Here is an 18,023-nt window from a genome sequence, read left to right on the forward strand (position 1 = left end):
CGTGGCGTCGGCTACCTCGTTCGCTGGGAGCGTGTGCGGTGAGTAGGGAGTCTAGGTCGGCGGAGTAAGGTGCCCGGCATCCCCGTCGGACCACACCAGGGAGCGCGCATGAGCACGACCACCGTCCCGCACGTGCCGGCACTGCTGGGAGACCGCGGGCTCGCCGGGACCGAGGCGCCGCTGCTCACGTACTGCGACGACGCGACCGGCGAGCGGGTCGAGCTGTCCGCGTCCGAGCTGGCCGGATGGGCCTCGCGGACCGCTGCGCTGCTGCACGAGGGCTGCGGGCTGGGCGCGGGCAGCCGGATGGCGGTGCTGCTGCCGCCGCACTGGCAGACCGCGGCCGTGCTGCTCGGCGCCTGGTCGGCGGGGATCGCCGTGTCGTTCCGGCTGGCGGCCACGGCCGGGCTGACCCGGGTCGGCGACGAGACCGGCCCGCTGGACGCGGTGTTCGCCGCACGCAGCCGGATCGGCAGCTGGCTGGAGGACGTGCCCGAGGCGCCGCACCGGTTCGCGCTCGGGCTCGCGCCGGGCGGCGCGCCGCTGGCCGACGTGCCCGACGGCTACCGGGACTTCATCGCCGAGGTGGCGTGGTACACCGACAGCCTGCCCGGGTACGCGCCGGTGCGGCGTACCGACGCGGCGAGCGCGGACGGCACCACGTTCCGCGAGTGGGGCGGGTTGGCGCACGGCCTGACCAAGCTGATCGACCTGCGCCCCGGCGACCGGCTGCTGGTCGACGCGGGCCGCTACGAGCACCCGGTGCAATGGCTGCTCACCCCACTGGCCGCCGGTGCGTCCGTCGTGCTGTGCGCGAACCTCGACCCCTTCGGCCTGCACGCCCGCGCGGCAGCGGAGGGCGCCACCCGCGTCCTGGGCGTCGGCCGGGCGTAAGCGCAGGACGGACCGCCGGGTGCGGCCGGGCTCCAGGCGTCAGGCAGCCACGCCCGGCGAAGGTGCCTCCGTGCCCTGCCACGACTTGATGGAGCCGGTGCGCATCTTGAGGTCCGTGGCGAAGCACACCACGCGATACGCGGGGTCGTCCCACTGCTCCTCGGTCGGCAGCACGTACGACGTGCCGATGTGGGCAGCCGCGGCGGGCGCGTAGCTGCGCAGGAGGTCGGCGCAGCGCTCGCGCCAGCCCTCCGGGTCGACGAGTACGCCCGGATAGGGCCCGCTCGGGGCGAAGGTGCCCACGACCTCGCTCTGGTGCGGCTCGTCGCAGGGCACCTCGGGCATCGTCGTCGCGCCCTGCGCGTCGACCGTCCGCGCGACACAGTCGCCGATCTGCAGATGCGCGGTGATGATCGGTTCGCCGGGGTAGCCGTCGTGGGTGATCGCCTTCGCGATGACGCCCCCGACGACGGCCGACAGGATCAATCCGGCCACGACGATGAGGGACACCCGCTGCCCACGGGTCAGCTCCGTGTCCTGAACCTCGCGGGTGTACCGCAGGCGTGCCGGGTCGCCGGGCGTGTCCCCGGGCGGCGGCTCGATCGGCGGCGTACCGGCTGTTTCGCCATGCGTGCTATCGGACACAGCGGGTCATGCTAGCCAGGATCGGATCATCCTGCCGTCCCGAGCGGCCGGCTGGGGTCAGCCCCAGATGCGGTCGGCGTAGGCGAGGAAGTTCGCGCCCATGATCTTCTCGATACGGGTGGCGGAGAGACCGCGCTGCTCCAGCAGGCGGATGAGCTTGTGGAACTGGTCCACCCCGCGCAGGTCCTCGACGAACGGGAACGTGTCGGCGCGCTCGCCGGCCGCGCCGACACCGGCGGCCTGCCGGTGGGCGACGTGCTCGGCGAGCCGTGCCCGGTACGCGTCTAGGTCGTCGATCGAGGTCACCGTGCCGTCGGTGCCGATGCCGACGGCGTCCTCGCCGCACACGTTCACCGCGTGCACGATGTGGTCGACGACGTCCTCGGCGCGGGCGTGGCCGGTCGCGTTGACGAACGGCATGAAGTAGATGCCGACGAACCCGCTGCGCTCGGCGACCAGGCGCAGTTCCTCGTCGGTCTTGTTGCGGGGCAGGTCGACCAGGGCACGGCAGCCGGTGTGGTTGATGGACACGGGCAGCGTGGCGAGCCGGGTCGCCTCCAGGCAGGTGTGCTCGCCGCTGTGCGACAGGTCGACCATGACGCGGCTGTCGCACAGCGCCTCGACGACCTCGCGCCCGAACGCGGTCAGGCCGCGGTTCTGCGGCGCCATGGAGCCGTCGCCGAGGTGGTTGGCCTGGTTGTAGGTGAGCTGGATGACGCGTACGCCCAGGTCGTGGAACTGCTTGACGCGGCTCAGGTCGTCACCGACGGCGACCGCGTTCTGGAAGCCGTAGATGATGCCGACGCGGCGGTCGCGGTGGGCCGCGCGGATGTCGTCGGCGGTGAGCACCTTGACCAGGTCGCCGGGGTGGTCCGCGATGATCCGGTCCCAGACCTCGATCTCGTGCAGCGTGTGCGGGTAGGGCTCGGCGTCGCCGAGGGTGTAGCCGAGGGTGATGTTGACCGCGGTGAGGCCGGAGGCGTGCGCGTCGGCGATGGTGCGGGCGTCGATGGTGAGGTCGTCGCTGTCCTGGCTGAGCTTGTGCGCGGCGGCGAGGGAGTGCTCGGCGTTGGGGTTGTCCAGGATGCCCAGCGCGTTGATGATCATGTAATCGGTGCTCATCGCGCGTCCTCGGTGTAGTCGGCCCGGTCGAAGCGGTGCCCGCGCTTCACGGTGTACTCGATGGTGCTGAGGTTGGCCAGGTCGGCGGTGGGGTCGGCGGCCAGCACCACGAAGTTGGCGAGCTTGCCCGCCTCGACGGTGCCCATGTCGGCCGGCGCGCCCGCGCTGATGGCGCCGGTGCGGGTGGCGCAGACGAGCACCTCGGCAGCGGGGATGCCGCAGCGCTCGGCCAGGTAGCGCAGCTCCAGGTGCAGCGACGGGAACGGCTCGCCGGGCTCGGTCTCGTAGTCGGTGCCGGTCGCGAGCAGGACCCCGGCACGGTACGCGTCCGCGGTGAGCTTCGCCGACAGCGTGTCGTTGGCCGCGGCGCGGGCCTTGGCGTCGGCGTCGTCGGCCTGCTCGCCGAGGAACGTCCACATGCTCGCGGTCGCGTCGAGCACCGTGCCGCGCTCGCGCATCGCCGTGTAGAGGGCGTCCAGCCGCGGGTCGCCGTCGCCGGTCAGCCGCTCGACGTCGAGCACGGGCTTCGTCTTGTACGAGGTCAGCGGCTCGTCGGCGGCCTCCTGCGCGATCAGCGTGATGTGCGAGACGGCGTCCACGCCCGCGCCCACCACCTCGCCGGGCGTGGCCGGGAACGTGGCCGCGTGCGCCCACACCCCGATGCCCTGCCGTTTCGCCTCGGCGGTGATCGCGGCGACCAGGTGCGCGGGCAGCTCGGCGTACACCTTGATCGCCTTGGCGTGCGTGCCGCGCGCCAAGGCGACGGCCATGACCAGGTCGGTGTCGTCGTCGATCGCCTGCATCCACGGCACGTGGCCGGGGGTCTCGCCCTGCGACACCTGCCAGGTGCGCGGGTCGTCGAAGAAGCCGGGCCCGGCCATCAGCGCGGCGTAGTGGATGTCGGGGCCGGGGATCTCGCCGACCAGGGTGCCGCGGGTGAGGTCGGCGATGTGGCGCAGGTCGTCGGCCATGTCGCGGATCGCGGTGACGCCGCCGTAGACCTGGCGGCGCAGCGCCGCCTCGGCCGCCTCCCGGTTGGGCGGGGTGGCCAGGTGCTGGTGCGCGTCGATCAGGCCCGGGATGACGAACCGGCCGGCCAGCTCGACGACCTGCGCCCCGGCGGGGACCTCGGCGTCGGCGTCAGGCCCGACGGCGGCGATCCGCGCCCCGTCGACCGTGATCGAGGTGCCGGGGCGGGCGGGCGCGCCGGTGCCGTCGAACAGGGTCGCGCCCCGATACACGGTCACGGCGCCGGCCGCCGGTGGGGCGTACGGCGCCGGCGCGGGCTCGTCCAGGTGGGCCATCGGTGCTCCCTTGTTACAGCTGTTGTAACGTCTGTATCGTTGAACGCAACGTTGTTCGCACTGTACCCCAGGAGGCGATCCGTGCCGAGATCCGCCAGCACGGCGGTCGACAAGGCGCTCGACCTCATCGAGGCGGTGGCCCGCGCCGACCGGCCGCAGCGGCTGGGCGAGCTGGCGCAGGCCGTCGGCCTGCACCGGGCCACGGCCTACCGGGTGCTGCTCGACCTGGTCCGGCGCGGCTGGATCCTGCGCGCGGGGGAGCACTACCTGCCCGGGGTGGTCGCGCTGCAGGTCTCACGCGCTGCGGCGACCCGCTCGCTCGGGGCGCTGTGCCGCCCCGTCCTGGAGGAGCTGGCCGAGCAGACCGGGCTGATGGTGAACCTGCAGGTGCTGGAGGCCGACCGGTCCCGGGTGATCGACGTCGTGCGCCCGCCGCGCCTGGCGATGATCAGCGACCTGCTCGGCGAGGCCCTGCCCGTGCACCGGTTCGCCGGGGCGCTGGCGCTGGTCGCGCAGCTGGACGAGGCAGGTCGCGCGCCGTATCTCACCGTCGCCGCCTCGGCCGGTTACCCGCTCGTCCAGCTGCGCGCCGACCTCGACCGGGTGCGCGACACCGGCTTCGCCCTGGAGCGCGGCCGCAACGACAAGGTCGTCGCCTCGGTGAGCCGCGCGGTGACGACGGCCAAGGGTGCGCCGCTGTGCGCGGTGACCATGGTCGGGCCGGACGCCGAGTTCGCCCCGGAGCAACTGACCGAGCTGGAACGACACCTCGCCGCCGCCACCGCACGGCTGGCGGCCGAGCTGGCAGCGCCCTCCGGCGCCGTCATGCAGGAGGGCCCCCGATGAGCCAGTCGCCGGAGCGAGACCGGTCTGGGCCGCCGATGAGCCGGGAGCTGGACCGGCATGCGCGGGAGGGCAGCCGATGAGCCGGGTGCTGGTGCTGGACAAGGAGCAGACCCGGGCCGGGCTCGATCCGGGCCGGGTGCTCGACGCGGTGGCCGCCGCCCTGGTCGCGCTGAGCCGCGGCGAGGTGTCCGCGCCGCCGCGCATCGCCGCCGTGGCCCCGGCCGGGCTGCTGGGCGCGATGCCCGCGTACGTGCCCGGCCTCGGCCTGGCCGCCAAGCTGGTCTCGGTGTTCGCCACCCCGGGCGCGTCCGGGCGCAGCAGCCACCGCGGCCTGGTCGCGCTGTTCGACCACACCGACGGCCGACCGCTCGGGCTGCTGGACGCCGAGCCGATCACCGCCGTGCGCACCGCCGCCTCCGCGACGCTGAGCCTGCGCACGCTGGCCCCCGACGCGCGGCGCATCGCCGTCATCGGCACCGGCGTGCAGGCGTCGGCGCAGGTCGCGCTGCTCGCCGCGGTGCACCCCGCACTCCCGGTGACCGTCGGCGCGCGCGACGGCGGCCAGGCCCGCGCGCTGGCCGCCACCCACCCGAACGCCGGCGCGGCGACGATCGAGCAGGCGGTGCGCGGCGCGGACGCCGTGTTCTGCTGCACCGGCGCGACCACGCCGGTCTTCCCCCGTGCCTGGCTGGCGGAGGGGGCGCATGTCAGCTCGGTCGGCGGCTCGCACGGGCACGAGCTGGACCGCGACGTGATCCGCGACGGCACGCTGTTCGCCGAGTGGCCGGGCGCGGCGGCCGCCGCGCCGCCCGCGGGGGCGTACGAGCTGCAGGACGTCGACCCGCAGCGGGTGACCCTGCTCGGCGCGGTGCTGGACGGGCGCCACCCCGGCCGCGTGGACCGGGGTGGGCTGACGGTGTTCAAGTCGACCGGGCACGGCGCCCTCGACGTGGCGGCCGCGTCGGTCGTGCACGCCTGGGCCCGTGACCAGGGCGTGGGCACGGCGGTGGACCTGTAGCGGCGGCTACACGCCCGCGCCGGCCAGCATCTGGTTCGGGTCGAGGACGTACTTGCTGGCGGCGCCGTGGTCGAAGTCGCTGTATCCCTTCGGTGCGTCGTCCAGCGGCAGCACGGTGGCGTGCACGTTGCGGGCGATGTGCACCCGGTCGTGCAGGATCGCCATCATCAGCTGCCGGTTGTAGCGCTTCACCGGGCACTGGCCGGTGGTGAAGCTGTGCGACTTCGCCCAGCCCGTGCCGATGCTCACCCGCAGGCTGCCGACCTTGGCCTCGGCGTCCTTGCCGCCGGGGTCCCCGGTGACGTACAGGCCGGGGATGCCCAGCCGGGCCGCCGGCCGGGCGATCGACATGATGTCGTTGAGCACGGTGGCCGGCTCCTCCTCGGCGTTCTGGCCGTGCCCGCGCGCCTCGAAACCGACCGCGTCGACGGCGGCGTCGACCTCCGGCTCGCCGGTGACCTGCTCGATCATCTCCGGCAGCGAGGCGCCGCTGGTGAGGTCGATGGTCTCGCAGCCGAAGCTGCGCGCCTGGGCCAGCCGCTGCTCGTTCAGGTCGCCGACCATCACCACGGCCGCGCCCAGCAGCAGCGCCGACGTCGCCGCCGCGAGCCCGACGGGTCCCGCTCCGGCGATGTAGACGGTGGAGCCGGTGGTCACGCCCGCGGTGTAGCAGCCGTGATAGCCGGTCGGGAAGATGTCGCTGAGCATGGCCAGGTCCAGGATCTTCTCCATGGCCCGGTCCTTGTCCGGGAACTTCAGCAGGTTGAAGTCGGCGTACGGCACGAGCACGTACTGGGCCTGCCCGCCGAACCAGCCGCCCATGTCGACGTACCCGTACGCCGCGCCGGCGCGGGCCGGGTTCACGTTGAGGCATACGCCGGTGTGGCCCTCCATGCACATGCGGCAGCGGCCGCAGGCGATGTTGAACGGCACCGAGCACAGGTCGCCGACCTTGATGTACTCGACGTCCGGCCCCACCTCCACGACCTCGCCGGTGATCTCGTGGCCGAGGGTCTGGCCCTCCGGGGCGGTGGTGCGGCCGCGCACCATGTGCTGGTCGCTGCCGCAGATGTTGGTGGCGACGACCTTCAGGATCGCGCCATGGTTGATCTTGCGGTGCTGTTCGGCGAGTTCCAGCTTCGGGTAGTCGAGATCCTCGACTTCGACGTGCCCGGGGCCGTGATAGACGACGGTCTTGTTACCCGACATCGTGGTCACCCCCATGTCCGGGCCGGCCGGGTGCGCCAGCCTCCGACTCTATCTTCGCAGCTCAGTAGGCTCTACAGCGATTCGCGGAGGCGGAAATCCGGTGGGCCGGGGCGCGCGGGCGGCTCATACTCGTAGCCGGTCATCGGCGAGGGGACGGCGGGTCGGCGTGTTCACCAGCGAGCAGATCTACCACCGCGTGCGCTGGGATCCCCGGTTCGACCCGGAGCGGTTCGTGCTGGGCGTCCAGCAGCGCGGCGCGGCCCCCAAACGGGTCCCGCTGCCCGCGTTCACGCCCGGCGGCGACATCCCCTGGCACCGGATCCTGTTCGTCGAGGCCGACGGCGAAGTGGTGTGGGACCGGGCGGCCGGCATCGACCGCCTCGACACCGCCGGCGTGGGCCGGGTCCGTGAGCAGCGCCTGCTCCCGGCGCCGTTCTTCACTCCGCGTACGCCGCACGCCTGGGACTCCTCCCGCGGCTGGGCGCCCGCGGCGTTCCCGCAGCCCGCCCCGGGGCCGTCCCGGCTGCGGGTGCTCACCTGGAACACGCTCTGGGACCGTTACGACCGCGACCGCATCGACACCGCACGCCGCCGCCCGCTGCTGGTCGCGGCCCTGGAGGCGGCCGACGCCGATGTCGTCGCGCTCCAGGAGGCCGAGCCCGGCCTGCTGGAGCTGCTGCTGCGTGAGCCGTGGATCCGGGCGCGCTACACCGTGGCCGGTGACCCGGCCGACCCCACCGACCTCGACGGCGGCGGCCTGCTGCTGCTCAGCCGCCTGCCGGTGCGCGAGGCGGGCTGGCACCGGCTCGGTCCGCACAAGGCCGCCGCCGCCATCACGGTCGACACCGCGGCCGGGCCGCTGGTCGTGGTGGCGACCCACCTGAGCAGCGACCGCTCCGGCGAGGCCGTCCAGCGGCGGCAGGCGGAGCTGACCGCGCTGGCCGAGGGCATGGCCGGGATCGGCGCGGACCTGGTGCTCGCCGGCGACTTCAACGACGGCGGCCCCGCCCCGACCGCGATGCTGGGCCTGGCCGACGCGTGGTCGCAGGTGCACGGCCCGGCCGACGACACGCCCACCTTCGATCCGGGCGTCAACCCGCTGGCGGCGATCTCGTCGCTGTCCGGCCAGGCCCGGCGGCTGGACCGGGTGCTGCTGCGCGGCGGGCTCCGGCCCGATACGGCGGTGCTGCTCGGGGACCGGCCCGGTCCGGACGGGCTGTTCCCGTCCGACCATTTCGGGCTGGCCGTGGACCTGTCCTGCGGGGACGAGCCGGACGCGCTCGACGTGGCGGCGACCGCGCGCACCGCGCTGGCATGGCTGCCGCCGCAGCGGCTGTGGCCCGCCCTGCAGGAGCTGCGCCGGGCGCACGACCCGTCGTTCCACCGCTGGCCGCCGCACGTGAACGTGCTGTTCGGGTTCGTGCCCGAGTCGAGCTTCGAGGACGCCGCGCCGCTGCTGTCGGCGGTCGCCGCCGAGATCGCTCCGTTCCCGGTACGCCTGGACGGGGTGCACACGTTCGGCCACCGCGACGACGCGACCGTCTGGCTGGACCCGGCCGCCGCGGGGGAGGAGCCGTGGTCCCGGCTCTGGAGCAGCCTGCGCGAGCGGTTCCCGCGCTGCCGGGGCCGGGCCGAGGGGTTCACCCCGCACCTGACCCTGGGCCGCGCCAAGGACGCGCAACGCGTGGCCGAACTCTGCGCCGCCCGGCTGAGCGCGTCAGCTGCCCAGGTGGGGGAGCTGGCGCTGCTGTCGCGCCGGGGCGATGAGCCGATGCGCGTACGGGCTGTGCTGGCCCTGGGCACCGGGGAGCTGCGCTGGCTGCCCGACGACCCTGCCAGCGGGAAGAGCGGCGACGTCCACACCGGCGGGGTCCACGACTCGGAAGTCGCCGGCGCACCTTCTGGGTCGCGGCCGCCCGGCCACGGGGCAGCGGCCCGTGAGCGAGCGGCGTCGATCGACCGCGCCGTCGGCCAGGCCGCTGCGGTCGTCGATGCGCTGCGGTCGGCGCTGGGCGGCGGTGTGGTGCACGTGACCGGGTCGCGGCGGATGGGCTGCGAGCTGCCCGGCGCGGACCTGGACCTGGTGGCGGTGCTGCCCGGCACGGTCAGCGCGGCCGAGGTCGCCGCCCGGGCAGCGGCGGCGCTGCCGGACGCGGCAGGGCTGCGCGAGGTCACCGGGGCGCGAGTGCCCGGCCTGCGGTTCACGGTCGGGGAGCTGGACGTCGATCTGGTGGTGGTGAGCAGCGGCGGGATCGCTGCGGCCGAGGCCGTGGCGCGCCGGGAGGAGCTGGGCGAGGCGGCAGCGGTCGCGCTGAGCGCGGTCAGCGACGCCGACGCGGTGCTGGGTGTGCTCGGCGACCGTGACCGGGCCGCGTTCGTGCTGCTGGCGCGGCAGGTCAAGGAATGGGCGCGAGCGCGCGGGCTGGACGCGGCGCCGTTCGGCGGGCTGCCGGGCCTGGCCTGGTCGGTGCTGGCCGCCCGGACCGTGGCCGGGCTGCGGGAGCCGCTCCCCGAGCCGATGGGCCTGCTGCGCCGGTTCTTCGAGGACTGGGCGGGCTGGGACCGGCGGCAGCCCGTGACGCTGTCCGGAGACGTGCCGGGCGGGTGGCCGGAGGGCACCGTGCTGACGCCGAGCGCGCCGGTGCGCTCGTGCAGCGCCCAGCTCGGGCCGGACGGGCTGGACCTGCTCGAGCAGGAGCTCTACCGGGCGTGGGAGGTGCTGGACGCGGCTTCGGGCACGGGAGCGGACCCGTGGTCGCGGCTTGTCGCGCCGCCGCCACTGCACCGCCGCCACGGCGCGTGGGCGGTGGTGACCGTACGCGGCGGCGAGGACCTGCACGGCCGGGTGCGCGGCCGGATGCGGGCGCTGCTGAGCGCCCTGAAGGAGCTGGGTGTGACCGGCACGCACGCCTGGCCGCGGCCGTTCACCACCGATCCGGTGACCCGGTACGCCGTGGGCCTGGGCCGGACCCCGCCGGACGCGGCCACGCTGGCGGCGGCGGCCGCACGCTGGTCGGCCGGGCTGCCCGGGGTCACCGTCGAGCGGGCCGACAACGGCGCGGTGCCGACGCTGCGCTGAGCCGGGTCACTCGTGCACGACCACCACCGGGCAGGCCGCGTGGTGGACCAGGGCGTGGCTGACCGAGCCGAGCATCAGGCTGGCGAAGCCGCCCCGGCCCCGGCAGCCGACCACGACCGTCTCGGCCCCGGCCGACGCCTCGACCAGGGCCCGCGCGGCCGTCTGCTTCAGCACGAGCTTGCGTACGTCCACCTCCGGGTAGCGCGACAGCCAGGGCGCGAGCGCGTCGTTGAGCACCATCCGGGCCCGGACCTCCAGCGCGTCCTGCATATCGAGCCCGGCGGTGGCCTCGCTGAGCGAGCCGACCCAGGCGTGCAGCACGGTCAGCCCGACGCCGCGCAGGCTCGCCAGCTCGAACGCGACCCGGGCGGCCGCCGCGGAGCGGGGCGAGCCGTCGACGCCCAGCACGATGCGCCTGCCCTCGTCCGGGTCCGGGGCGGTACGCGGCCGGATCACCGCGACCGGGCAGGTGGCGTGCATGGCGGTCTGCAGGCTGGTGGAGCCGAGCAGCAGGTCATGGAAGCCGCCGTGGCCACGGCTGCCGACGGCGAGCAGGGCGGCCTCCTTCGCCTCGCGGATGAGCCCGTGCGCCGGGTCGTCACAGACGATGGCGGTGGTCGTGGGGACCTGCCGCGCCGCCGCCAGTTCCCGGGCACCGGCCAGCAGGTCCTCGCCGAACGTGGTGACCTCGTCGGTGAGGTAGCCGTAGGCGCCGCGCGGTCCGGGGGAGTCGACCACGTAGACGAGCCGCAGCGGCGCGCCGCGGAGCCGGGCCTCCTCGATCGCCCAGTCCAGGGCGAGGTCGGAACAGGTCGAGCCGTCGACGCCGACGACGATCGGGGCGGGCAGCGTGGTGTTCATGGGGTCACCTCCGGCGGTGTCAGGCCGTGTATGCCGATCCGCGGCGGGTCCCGCCAGCTCCAGCCTATACGTCCACGCAGGTCCCGGCATGTTCGGCCGGACCCGCGCAGGATCTCATGAATCTAAATGGACACCGTCCATCCTGGAGGGTCGGCGGGGAATGGCGCAAGGTCATGAAAGTGAACGATGTAGCGGTTTGCGGAAGCGCGGCAGCCGCTGCACGACCCGGTAACCGGCCCGTTCGTAGAGGTCGACGGTGCGGTGGGGGTTCTCGGCGACGGTCCGGAGCAACGCGGTCCGCGCGCCGTGCTCGCGCATCGTGGTCAGGCTGCGGGCCAGCAGCGCCGAGGCCAGACCCCGCCCTCGGTACGCCGCCCGCACCGCGACCCACGGCGAGTCCACGCTGCCGTCGTCCTGGCGTTCGTTGACGATCAGGCCGGCCACCTCGTCGCCGTCCCAGGCGACCACCCACAGGCCGGTGTCGCGCGCGTCGGCCAGGTATTCGTCGTAGTCGACGGCGATGAACCCGAGGCGGTCGTCGGCGAAGCACTCCTCGATCGCGGCATGGATCGTCGGGTGGTGTTCGGCTCGCACCGGACGCAGCCGCAGCCCGACCGGCAGCGGCGGGATCGGCACCACGTCCACCGGCCGGCTCAGCCGCACCACGGTGAAGGCCACCTGATACCCGTGGTCGCGCAGCAGCTGCTGGGCGTCCGTGTGGCCCTCGTCGGCATTGCCGCCCAGCACCGCCTGCGGCACCGCGGCACCGAGCGCCGCTGCGCCCGTCTCCTGACGGCGCAGCATCGCCGTGGCGTGGCCCCGGTCGCGATGGGCGGGATGCACGCACCCGGTCACCAGGAACATCTCCGTGCCGTCGGATTCCGTCCACCGGTCCAGCCGGCTGTATCCGACGACCTCGCCCGCGTCGACGGCGACCAGTCCGGACGCGCCGAGATCAGCCGGGCCGGGCAGCGAAACCTCGCCGTCCACGGCGCGGGCCGCGTGCCACACCCGGTCGAGCGCCTCGTCGTCGGTTCTCGCGTACGGCCGCAGCTCCATGCCCTCGCACGCTACCGCCGCCGCTGCCCCCGTCGCCGTTGATTTCTCCGCGCGCAGCCCACACCGGTGCGCCGACGTGGTGCGGCCCGCCCGCCGAGGTGGCCGGGCGGGCCGCCCCGGTCACAGTTCGGACACCCAGTACGGGCTGACCTCCAGCCAGCCGTTGGCGGCGGCGCCGTTGAGGCGGCCGCTGCTCGCGGTGGACAGGGTGTACCACGAGTCCACATAGTCGGGGTCGTCCGTCCACCAGGACGTCGGGATCGCCGACAGGATCGGGTCGACCAGCGGGATGTACACCCCCAGGTCGAAGATGGTCAGCAGCGCCGTGGCGATGGCCGAGGCGAGCTGTTGGTAGTTGGTGTCGCCGTCGTCCTCCATCATCACCACGTCGGCGAGGTCGTACTTGTAGCCGGAGAAGTGGACGAGCAGCTGATTGGGGTGATACGTCGTGCCGTCGTGGTCGAGGTAGGGCAGCTGGACGATGTCGACCTTGGCCTTGCCGTCGAGGCCGAACCCGCCGACGATGCTGTAGATCTCGGCCGCGCCCTTGATCCAGGGCTCCTCGTCGTCGGACAGGCGCACCGCGTTGACCTTGGTGGCCCAGTAGCCTCCGGCGCGCGTGGCGGCGCCGGTGACGCCGTTGCGGGCGAGTTCCCGGCGCACCACGTCCAGGCCTGCGGGCAGCGCCTTGGCGACGTCCACCTCGATGACGACGACGGGCTGGGCGGGGGCGCGCCGAGGGTCGAGCCGGACCTGCCGGCCGTCGGGGGCGTACGCGACGACCGCCGCGTCCTCGTCGTCGTTCGGCGCGGCCGCCACCAGCGGGGTCGCGCCTGAGGCCAGGGCGGCGCGCATCGCGTCGGTGGCCAGCCGGGCGCGGACCAGCGAGCCGGTGGCCTCGGGGAGGCCCTTGGCGGTGCGTACGGCACGGTCGGCCGCCTGGGCGCGGCCGGTGAGGGCGGCGTCGGCCCGTAGCGCGGACAGGTCGACGGGTCCGGTCAGCAGCGCGGCGCCGAGCCGGTCGCGGACGGCGTGATCGGACAGCGAGCCGGCCACCTGCCGGGCGAGCGTGTCCAGGGCGGTCGCCACGCCGGAAACCGGGGCGGCGGGGGCCGGGGCGGCCGTGGCGGGCAGCGCGGGCAGGGCGACGGCGAGGGCCGTGCACAGGGGCAGGAGAAGGCGGCGCAGGGCGTGCATGTGGATACTCCCCATCCGATCCGCCGCTCGTGGCGAAGGATCTCACGCATCTAAATGGATGCGTTTATGGTGAGCTGCCGCGAGTGTGGTGGCAAGGTCGGGAAGGTTAAGAAGGGCACCTTCTTCTACGCAAAGCGTTAAGAAGGTGCCCTTCCTTTCTCGGTCAGCCCTTGACGCAGATGATCTGCTTGAGGCGGGCCACGACGGTGACCAGGTCGGACTGCTGGGCCATGACCTCGTCGATGTCCTTGTACGCCGCCGGGATCTCGTCGACCACGCCGCTGTCCTTACGGCACTCCACGCCCCGGGTCTGCTCGGCCAGGTCCTTAGCGCTGAACTGCTTGCGGGCCTGGGTGCGGCTCATCCTGCGGCCGGCCCCGTGTGAGGCCGAGTGCAGCGACTCGGCCGAGCCGAGCCCACGCACGATGAACGACGAGGCGCCCATCGAACCCGGGATGATGCCGAGGTCGCCCCGGCCGGCGCGGATCGCGCCCTTGCGGGTGACCAGCAGCTCCTGCTCGTCGTGGACCTCCTCCGCGACGTAGTTGTGGTGGCAGGAGATCTCCGGCTCGAACTCGACCTTCTTGAACTGCCGCCGCACCACGTCCCGCAGCAGCGCCATCATCACCGCGCGGTTGCGCCGGGCGTAGTCCTGCGCCCAGAACAGGTCCCGCCGGTAGGCGTCCATCGTGGGCTCGCCGGTGACGAAGACGGCCAGGTCCGGGTCGGCCAGGTCGGCGTTGTGCGGCAGGTCCTTGGCCTTCGCGATGTGGTATTGCGCCAGGTCGTTGCCGATGCCGCGCGAACCCGAGTGCAGCATCAGCCAGACCCGTTCCTCGCCGTCCAGGCACACCTCGATGAAGTGGTTGCCGCCGCCGAGGGTGCCGAGCTGCTGCATGGCCCGGCCCTTGCGGCGCAGCACGCGCTGGGCCGACAGGTCGTCGAAGTCGGTCCAGAAGCGGTGCCAGCCGCGCAGTCCGGTGTTCAGATGGTCGACGTCGACCGAGTGCTTGTGCAGGCCGAGGCCCACCGGCACGGCCTTCTCGATCTCCGCGCGGAGTCTGCCCAGGTCGTCGGGCAGCTGGTGGGCGCGCAGCGACGTCAGCTGGGCGGTCATGCCGCAGCCGATGTCGACGCCCACCGCGGCGGGCGCGACCGCGCTGCGCATCGCGATGACCGAGCCCACCGTCGCGCCGATGCCGACGTGGACGTCGGGCATGACCGCGACCGAGTGCGTCCACGGCAGCCCGGCGACGTTGCGCAGCTGCTCCATGGCGCGTTCGTCGACGCCCGCGGGATCGGCCCACAGCCGCAGCGGCGCCATGGTGCCGGTGATGGTCTGGAACGGCATGTGGTTTCCCCCCGTAGTCGGTGCCGACACAGGAGTGTGCCGAGCCCGGCACCTTTCGACCACTCAATATCCATTGTCCCGCGGGGCGGGCGGGTGGGGATAGGGCACCGGCGCGCCGCCGTCCAGCGACGCGGCCAGCCAGGCCGACCAGCGGTGCACGACGCGCTGCGACTCCAGGCCCATGAGCAGCACGGCGTAGTTGCCGAACCGGGGATGCGCCGGGTCGTCCATGCCCTGGGCACGCATGTCCGCGGCGTCCTGCTCGTATTCGGCCAGGGTGCGCGCGGCCTGCGCGGCGAGGTCGCCGTAGAGCGCGGCCATCGCCGCCGGGTCGCCGCTGTTGGCCGCGTACGCCTTGAGCGTGATCTCGCTGCGCGGCTGCGCCACGGGCGGCACGACCAGCCAGGCCCGCAGCGCGGCGAGCCCCTCGGGGGTCAGCTCGTACGTCTTCTTCGCGCGCGGACCCGGCCCGGCCTCCTCGGCGGCACGCACCCAGCCGGCGGCCGCGAGCCGGGCCAGCTCGGGATAGATCTGGCTGTGCTTCGCCGTCCAGAAGTGGCCGATCGGCGCCTTGACCCTGCTCGCGAGCTGGTAGCCGGTCGCCGGGCCGCGGGTGAGCAGGGAGAGCAGCGCATAGCCCAGCGTCGAACCGGCCGTTGCCGAATCGTCACCGTCGCGGGCTCCCATGGCGCCTCCTTGCTATGTAACTTTTGACATGTCAACTCTGACATATTCGCGACGTGAGACAGGGGTCCGCCGTGAAACGCGTCATCGCCCTCGCGGGCATCGTCACCGTACTCAGCGCCTGCGGTTCCACCACGCCCGCACCACCGGCCCCGGCGGCGAGCCCGGCGCTCAGCCTGCCCGCCGAGCAGCCGGGGCCGGGCGACCATCAGCTCGCCATGGCTCACGGCGGCGTCCGGCGTGACTTCACGCTGCACGCGCCCGCCGCGTACCGGCCGGGCCTGCCGGTGGTGCTGGTGCTGCACGGATACGGCAGCGACAGCGCCGGGGCCGTCCGGCAGAGCGGCCTGAACGCGGTCGCCGACCGGGCCGGCTTCCTCGCCGTCTACCCGCAGGGCCTGGGCGGCGCCTGGGATCCGGGCGCGGGCGGGCCGACCGGCGGCGACGTCGGCTTCCTCGCCGCGCTGGCAGACCACCTGGTGACCGTCTGGGGCGCGGACCGGACCAGGGTGTACGCCGCCGGGTTCTCGGCGGGGGCCGCCTTCACCTACCGGCTGGCCCGGGAGCTGCCGGGCCGGTTCGCGGCGATCGCGCCGGTCAGCGGCCGGATGGACAACGTCCCGGCCTGGCGGACGCCGCTGGGTGCGGGCAATGCGGTCTCCGTGGTGACGTTCCAGGGTGGACGCGACCAGATGGCGGGCTCGTGGGCGAGCACCAACGAGGCGTGGTCGGCCGCGGCCGGGTGCGGCACGCCGCAGGCCACCACGGTGCGCAACGCCAGGGGTATCGCCGAACGGCGGGTCGCCACCTGCGCCAGCGGTGCCGAGCACGTCGTCTACGCCATCCCGGCGATGGGCCACGAGTGGCCGAACGCGACGGAGCACCCGGTCGCCGCTTCCGAACTGATGTGGGAGGTCTTCTCCCGCCACCGCCTGCCCTGAGCCGTCCCGCCGGAAACGGGCACGCCCGACTGACGGATCTTCGCTATCCTTCGGCACCGTCCACCACGGGCGAGACCACGGGGGTCACCACGATGCGACGTCGCGCGCTGCTCATATCCGGTGTCGCCGGATCGCGGTGATCAGCGGTGGCTCCTCCGGCCCGGAGGAGCCACCGCCCACCGGCTCGAAGTTCCGCTCGCCGAGCCCGCTGCCGTCCATGGACGACTCGGCCCGGCAGGACTGACCTGGCCGCGAGCGGTGGGCGTCACCTGGTCCGGCCGGGAGGGCGGCGGCAGCGACGGCCGCGGCGTAGGCGGGCATGTCGTCGCCGTATTTGACGTCCCAGCTCGCGGCGCGTTCGGCGAAGAAGGCCTGGGTCCGCCTCAGGTAGTGCTGGTCGTCCGTGCGTCGGTGCGGCGCCGGCTCGGTCATGGTGTCCATCATGCAGTTGCGATGTTGAAATCGCCAATGGTTCGTACTACAACTAGGTGATGGGTGGCGAAGTCCTCGCATCTGCGAGGATAGGCTGAACCCGGCTCGTCGGCCTGCCAGGGGAGGAACGGTCATGAACAGGTGGGCAAGGTCTGCGGTGGCGGGTCTCGCGCTGGTGGCGGCGCTGGGCACGGCCGCCTGCGGTTCCGGCGGAGAACCGCAGGCCTCCGGTGCGGGCGTGGCCGGGGACGTGACGGTGTTCGCGGCGGCGTCGCTGACCGAGTCGTTCACCAAGCTGGGCCGGGAGTTCGAGAACGCACACCCCGGCACGAAAGTGACCTTCAACTTCGCGGGCAGTTCCGCGCTGGCCACCCAGATAACGCAGGGCGCCCCGGCCGACGTGTTCGCGGCGGCGAGCCCGGCCACCATGAAGACGGTCGCCGACGCGGGCGACGCCGACGGCACGCCGACCGTGTTCGTGAAGAACCAGCTCGTCATCGCGGTGCCCAAGGGCAACCCGAAGGGCGTCACCACGCTGGCGCAGCTGTCCAGGCCGGAGCTGAAGGTCGCGCTGTGCGCCGAGCAGGTGCCGTGCGGCACGGCGGCGAAGAAGGCCCTCGACGCGGCCGGGGTGACGGTGCCGCCGGTGACGCTGGAGCAGGACGTCAAGGCGGCGCTGCAGAAGGTGCGGCTCGGCGAGGTCGACGCCGCGCTGGTGTACCGCACCGACGCGAAGGCCGCGTCCGCCGAGGTGGACGGCGTCGAGTTCCCCGAGTCCGCGCAGGCGAGCAACGACTACCCGATCGTGGTGCTGAAGAACGCCCCGAACAGGGCCGCCGCGCGGGCTTTCCTCGACTTCATCGCGTCCGAGCGGGGCAGGGCCGTGCTCGGCGAGGCAGGTTTCCAGACGCCCTGACGGCACGCCTACGGCGTCTGCTCCGCGAGCCGGTACACCTTCGAGTCGCGCACCCGGAAACCGAGGCGCTCGTAGAGCCGGTTCGCCGCTTCGCGGGACGGCCGGGAGGTCAGGTCCACGGTGGATGCCCCGTCGGCGCGCGCGAGCCGGATCGCCTCCTGGGTCAGCGCGGCGCCCACCCCGCGTCCCCGGGCCGCGTCGTCGACTACCACGTCCTCGATCCAGGCCCGCAGCCCTGACGGGATGGGGAAGACGGCCAGCGTCAGGGCGCCGACGATCTGCCCGTCCACGCGCGCGACGAGCAGGCGGTGCCCCGGCCAGCTGACCAGGGTCCGCAACTGCTGCGCGTCGGGTGCGGCGGCGGAGCCGGTCAGCTGCGGCAGCAGCCGCGCGAACGCCGCCACCACCTCGTCGGTGACGTCCCGCACGACCTCGATGTCCACGCCCATGCCGCTGACTTTAACG

17 protein-coding genes are annotated in these 18,023 nt (G+C 73.7%); 6 read left to right on the forward strand and 11 right to left on the reverse strand.

The genetic code is table 11. From position 1 onward, the window contains the following. Nucleotides 1-108 precede the first annotated feature (108 nt). A complete protein-coding gene (locus tag CS0771_RS21775; protein WP_244870941.1) occupies nt 109-894 on the forward strand; it encodes a TIGR03089 family protein in 786 nt (261 codons plus the stop codon). Between the two features lie 39 nt (nt 895-933). Here the strand turns inward: CS0771_RS21775 and CS0771_RS21780 are convergent, their stop codons facing one another. From CS0771_RS21780 to CS0771_RS21790, 3 genes are read right to left on the reverse strand one after another with little or no spacing between them, the layout of a single operon-like run. After that, nucleotides 934-1,539 carry a septum formation family protein gene (locus CS0771_RS21780; RefSeq protein WP_212842712.1) on the reverse strand — a complete coding sequence of 202 codons (606 nt, stop codon included), beginning with the start codon at nt 1,537-1,539 and terminating at the stop codon, nt 934-936. Nucleotides 1,540-1,596: 57 nt separating this feature from the next. Beyond that, a complete protein-coding gene (locus CS0771_RS21785) occupies nt 1,597-2,661 on the reverse strand; it encodes a dipeptidase (protein WP_212842713.1) in 1,065 nt (354 codons plus the stop codon). Next, entirely contained in the window at nt 2,658-3,965 is a 1,308-nt protein-coding gene (locus tag CS0771_RS21790) for an amidohydrolase family protein (protein WP_212842714.1), read from the reverse strand. The genes CS0771_RS21785 and CS0771_RS21790 overlap by 4 nt, the downstream gene beginning before the upstream one ends. Nucleotides 3,966-4,046: 81 nt before the next feature. Between CS0771_RS21790 and CS0771_RS21795 the strand changes: the two genes are divergently transcribed. Both CS0771_RS21795 and CS0771_RS21800 read left to right on the forward strand, forming a co-directional pair. Continuing rightward, on the forward strand, nt 4,047-4,811 hold the full coding sequence (locus tag CS0771_RS21795) for an IclR family transcriptional regulator (protein ID WP_212842715.1): 765 nt from the start codon (nt 4,047-4,049) through the stop codon (nt 4,809-4,811). Nucleotides 4,812-4,887: 76 nt separating this feature from the next. Continuing rightward, a complete protein-coding gene (locus tag CS0771_RS21800; protein WP_212842716.1) occupies nt 4,888-5,829 on the forward strand; it encodes an ornithine cyclodeaminase family protein in 942 nt (313 codons plus the stop codon). Between the two features lie 6 nt (nt 5,830-5,835). Here CS0771_RS21800 and fdhA read toward each other — a convergent pair whose 3' ends face one another. Next, nucleotides 5,836-7,038, reverse strand: coding sequence for a formaldehyde dehydrogenase, glutathione-independent (gene fdhA, locus CS0771_RS21805; RefSeq protein WP_244870942.1), 1,203 nt, complete (start codon nt 7,036-7,038; stop codon nt 5,836-5,838). A 166-nt stretch (nt 7,039-7,204) separates the two neighbouring features. On the opposite strand from fdhA, the gene CS0771_RS21810 reads away from it, so the two are divergent. Beyond that, on the forward strand, nt 7,205-10,117 hold the full coding sequence (locus CS0771_RS21810; RefSeq protein WP_212842718.1) for an RNA repair domain-containing protein: 2,913 nt from the start codon (nt 7,205-7,207) through the stop codon (nt 10,115-10,117). 6 nt (nt 10,118-10,123) lie between these two features. On the opposite strand, the gene CS0771_RS21815 is transcribed toward CS0771_RS21810, so the two are convergent. The 5 genes from CS0771_RS21815 to CS0771_RS21835 form a co-directional block, all read right to left on the reverse strand. Continuing rightward, the gene (locus tag CS0771_RS21815) at nt 10,124-10,978 is read right to left on the reverse strand and encodes a universal stress protein (protein ID WP_212842719.1); all 855 of its coding nucleotides are present in this window, start codon (nt 10,976-10,978) and stop codon (nt 10,124-10,126) included. 171 nt (nt 10,979-11,149) lie between these two features. Continuing rightward, nucleotides 11,150-12,037, reverse strand: a complete 888-nt coding sequence (locus CS0771_RS21820) for a GNAT family N-acetyltransferase (protein WP_212842720.1) — start codon at nt 12,035-12,037, stop codon at nt 11,150-11,152. Nucleotides 12,038-12,157: 120 nt separating this feature from the next. Further along, a complete protein-coding gene (locus CS0771_RS21825) occupies nt 12,158-13,234 on the reverse strand; it encodes a DUF3103 family protein (RefSeq protein WP_244870943.1) in 1,077 nt (358 codons plus the stop codon). Between the two features lie 163 nt (nt 13,235-13,397). After that, nucleotides 13,398-14,585, reverse strand: a complete 1,188-nt coding sequence (locus CS0771_RS21830; protein ID WP_212842722.1) for an RtcB family protein — start codon at nt 14,583-14,585, stop codon at nt 13,398-13,400. 63 nt (nt 14,586-14,648) lie between these two features. Further along, nucleotides 14,649-15,272 carry a PadR family transcriptional regulator gene (locus CS0771_RS21835; RefSeq protein WP_212842723.1) on the reverse strand — a complete coding sequence of 208 codons (624 nt, stop codon included), beginning with the start codon at nt 15,270-15,272 and terminating at the stop codon, nt 14,649-14,651. 53 nt (nt 15,273-15,325) lie between these two features. On the opposite strand from CS0771_RS21835, the gene CS0771_RS21840 reads away from it, so the two are divergent. Continuing rightward, nucleotides 15,326-16,210, forward strand: coding sequence for a PHB depolymerase family esterase (locus tag CS0771_RS21840; RefSeq protein WP_212842724.1), 885 nt, complete (start codon nt 15,326-15,328; stop codon nt 16,208-16,210). A 111-nt stretch (nt 16,211-16,321) separates the two neighbouring features. On the opposite strand, the gene CS0771_RS21845 is transcribed toward CS0771_RS21840, so the two are convergent. After that, a complete protein-coding gene (locus CS0771_RS21845) occupies nt 16,322-16,642 on the reverse strand; it encodes a hypothetical protein (protein WP_212842725.1) in 321 nt (106 codons plus the stop codon). A gap of 133 nt (nt 16,643-16,775) precedes the next feature. Between CS0771_RS21845 and modA the strand changes: the two genes are divergently transcribed. Next, the gene (gene modA / locus CS0771_RS21850; protein WP_212842726.1) at nt 16,776-17,558 is read left to right on the forward strand and encodes a molybdate ABC transporter substrate-binding protein; all 783 of its coding nucleotides are present in this window, start codon (nt 16,776-16,778) and stop codon (nt 17,556-17,558) included. Between the two features lie 8 nt (nt 17,559-17,566). Here the strand turns inward: modA and CS0771_RS21855 are convergent, their stop codons facing one another. Then, nucleotides 17,567-18,007 carry a GNAT family N-acetyltransferase gene (locus CS0771_RS21855; protein WP_212842727.1) on the reverse strand — a complete coding sequence of 147 codons (441 nt, stop codon included), beginning with the start codon at nt 18,005-18,007 and terminating at the stop codon, nt 17,567-17,569. Between the last annotated feature and the right edge of the window lie 16 nt (nt 18,008-18,023).

The sequence above is a fragment of the Catellatospora sp. IY07-71 genome (genome assembly GCF_018326265.1).
Taxonomy (GTDB): Bacteria; Actinomycetota; Actinomycetes; order Mycobacteriales; family Micromonosporaceae; genus Catellatospora.

What these genes read in the sequence shown, in the direction of transcription:
- CS0771_RS21815 (WP_212842719.1), bottom strand. Translation starts at nt 10,978, where the DNA reads ATGAACACCACGCTGCCCGCCCCGATCGTCGTCGGCGTCGACGGCTCG.
- modA (WP_212842726.1), top strand. Translation starts at nt 16,776, where the DNA reads ATGAACAGGTGGGCAAGGTCTGCGGTGGCGGGTCTCGCGCTGGTGGCG.
- CS0771_RS21845 (WP_212842725.1), bottom strand. Translation starts at nt 16,642, where the DNA reads ATGACCGAGCCGGCGCCGCACCGACGCACGGACGACCAGCACTACCTG.
- CS0771_RS21800 (WP_212842716.1), top strand. Translation starts at nt 4,888, where the DNA reads ATGAGCCGGGTGCTGGTGCTGGACAAGGAGCAGACCCGGGCCGGGCTC.
- CS0771_RS21855 (WP_212842727.1), bottom strand. Translation starts at nt 18,007, where the DNA reads ATGGGCGTGGACATCGAGGTCGTGCGGGACGTCACCGACGAGGTGGTG.
- CS0771_RS21825 (WP_244870943.1), bottom strand. Translation starts at nt 13,234, where the DNA reads ATGCACGCCCTGCGCCGCCTTCTCCTGCCCCTGTGCACGGCCCTCGCC.
- CS0771_RS21820 (WP_212842720.1), bottom strand. Translation starts at nt 12,037, where the DNA reads ATGGAGCTGCGGCCGTACGCGAGAACCGACGACGAGGCGCTCGACCGG.
- CS0771_RS21775 (WP_244870941.1), top strand. Translation starts at nt 109, where the DNA reads ATGAGCACGACCACCGTCCCGCACGTGCCGGCACTGCTGGGAGACCGC.
- CS0771_RS21785 (WP_212842713.1), bottom strand. Translation starts at nt 2,661, where the DNA reads ATGAGCACCGATTACATGATCATCAACGCGCTGGGCATCCTGGACAAC.
- CS0771_RS21790 (WP_212842714.1), bottom strand. Translation starts at nt 3,965, where the DNA reads ATGGCCCACCTGGACGAGCCCGCGCCGGCGCCGTACGCCCCACCGGCG.
- CS0771_RS21830 (WP_212842722.1), bottom strand. Translation starts at nt 14,585, where the DNA reads ATGCCGTTCCAGACCATCACCGGCACCATGGCGCCGCTGCGGCTGTGG.
- CS0771_RS21835 (WP_212842723.1), bottom strand. Translation starts at nt 15,272, where the DNA reads ATGGGAGCCCGCGACGGTGACGATTCGGCAACGGCCGGTTCGACGCTG.
- fdhA (WP_244870942.1), bottom strand. Translation starts at nt 7,038, where the DNA reads ATGTCGGGTAACAAGACCGTCGTCTATCACGGCCCCGGGCACGTCGAA.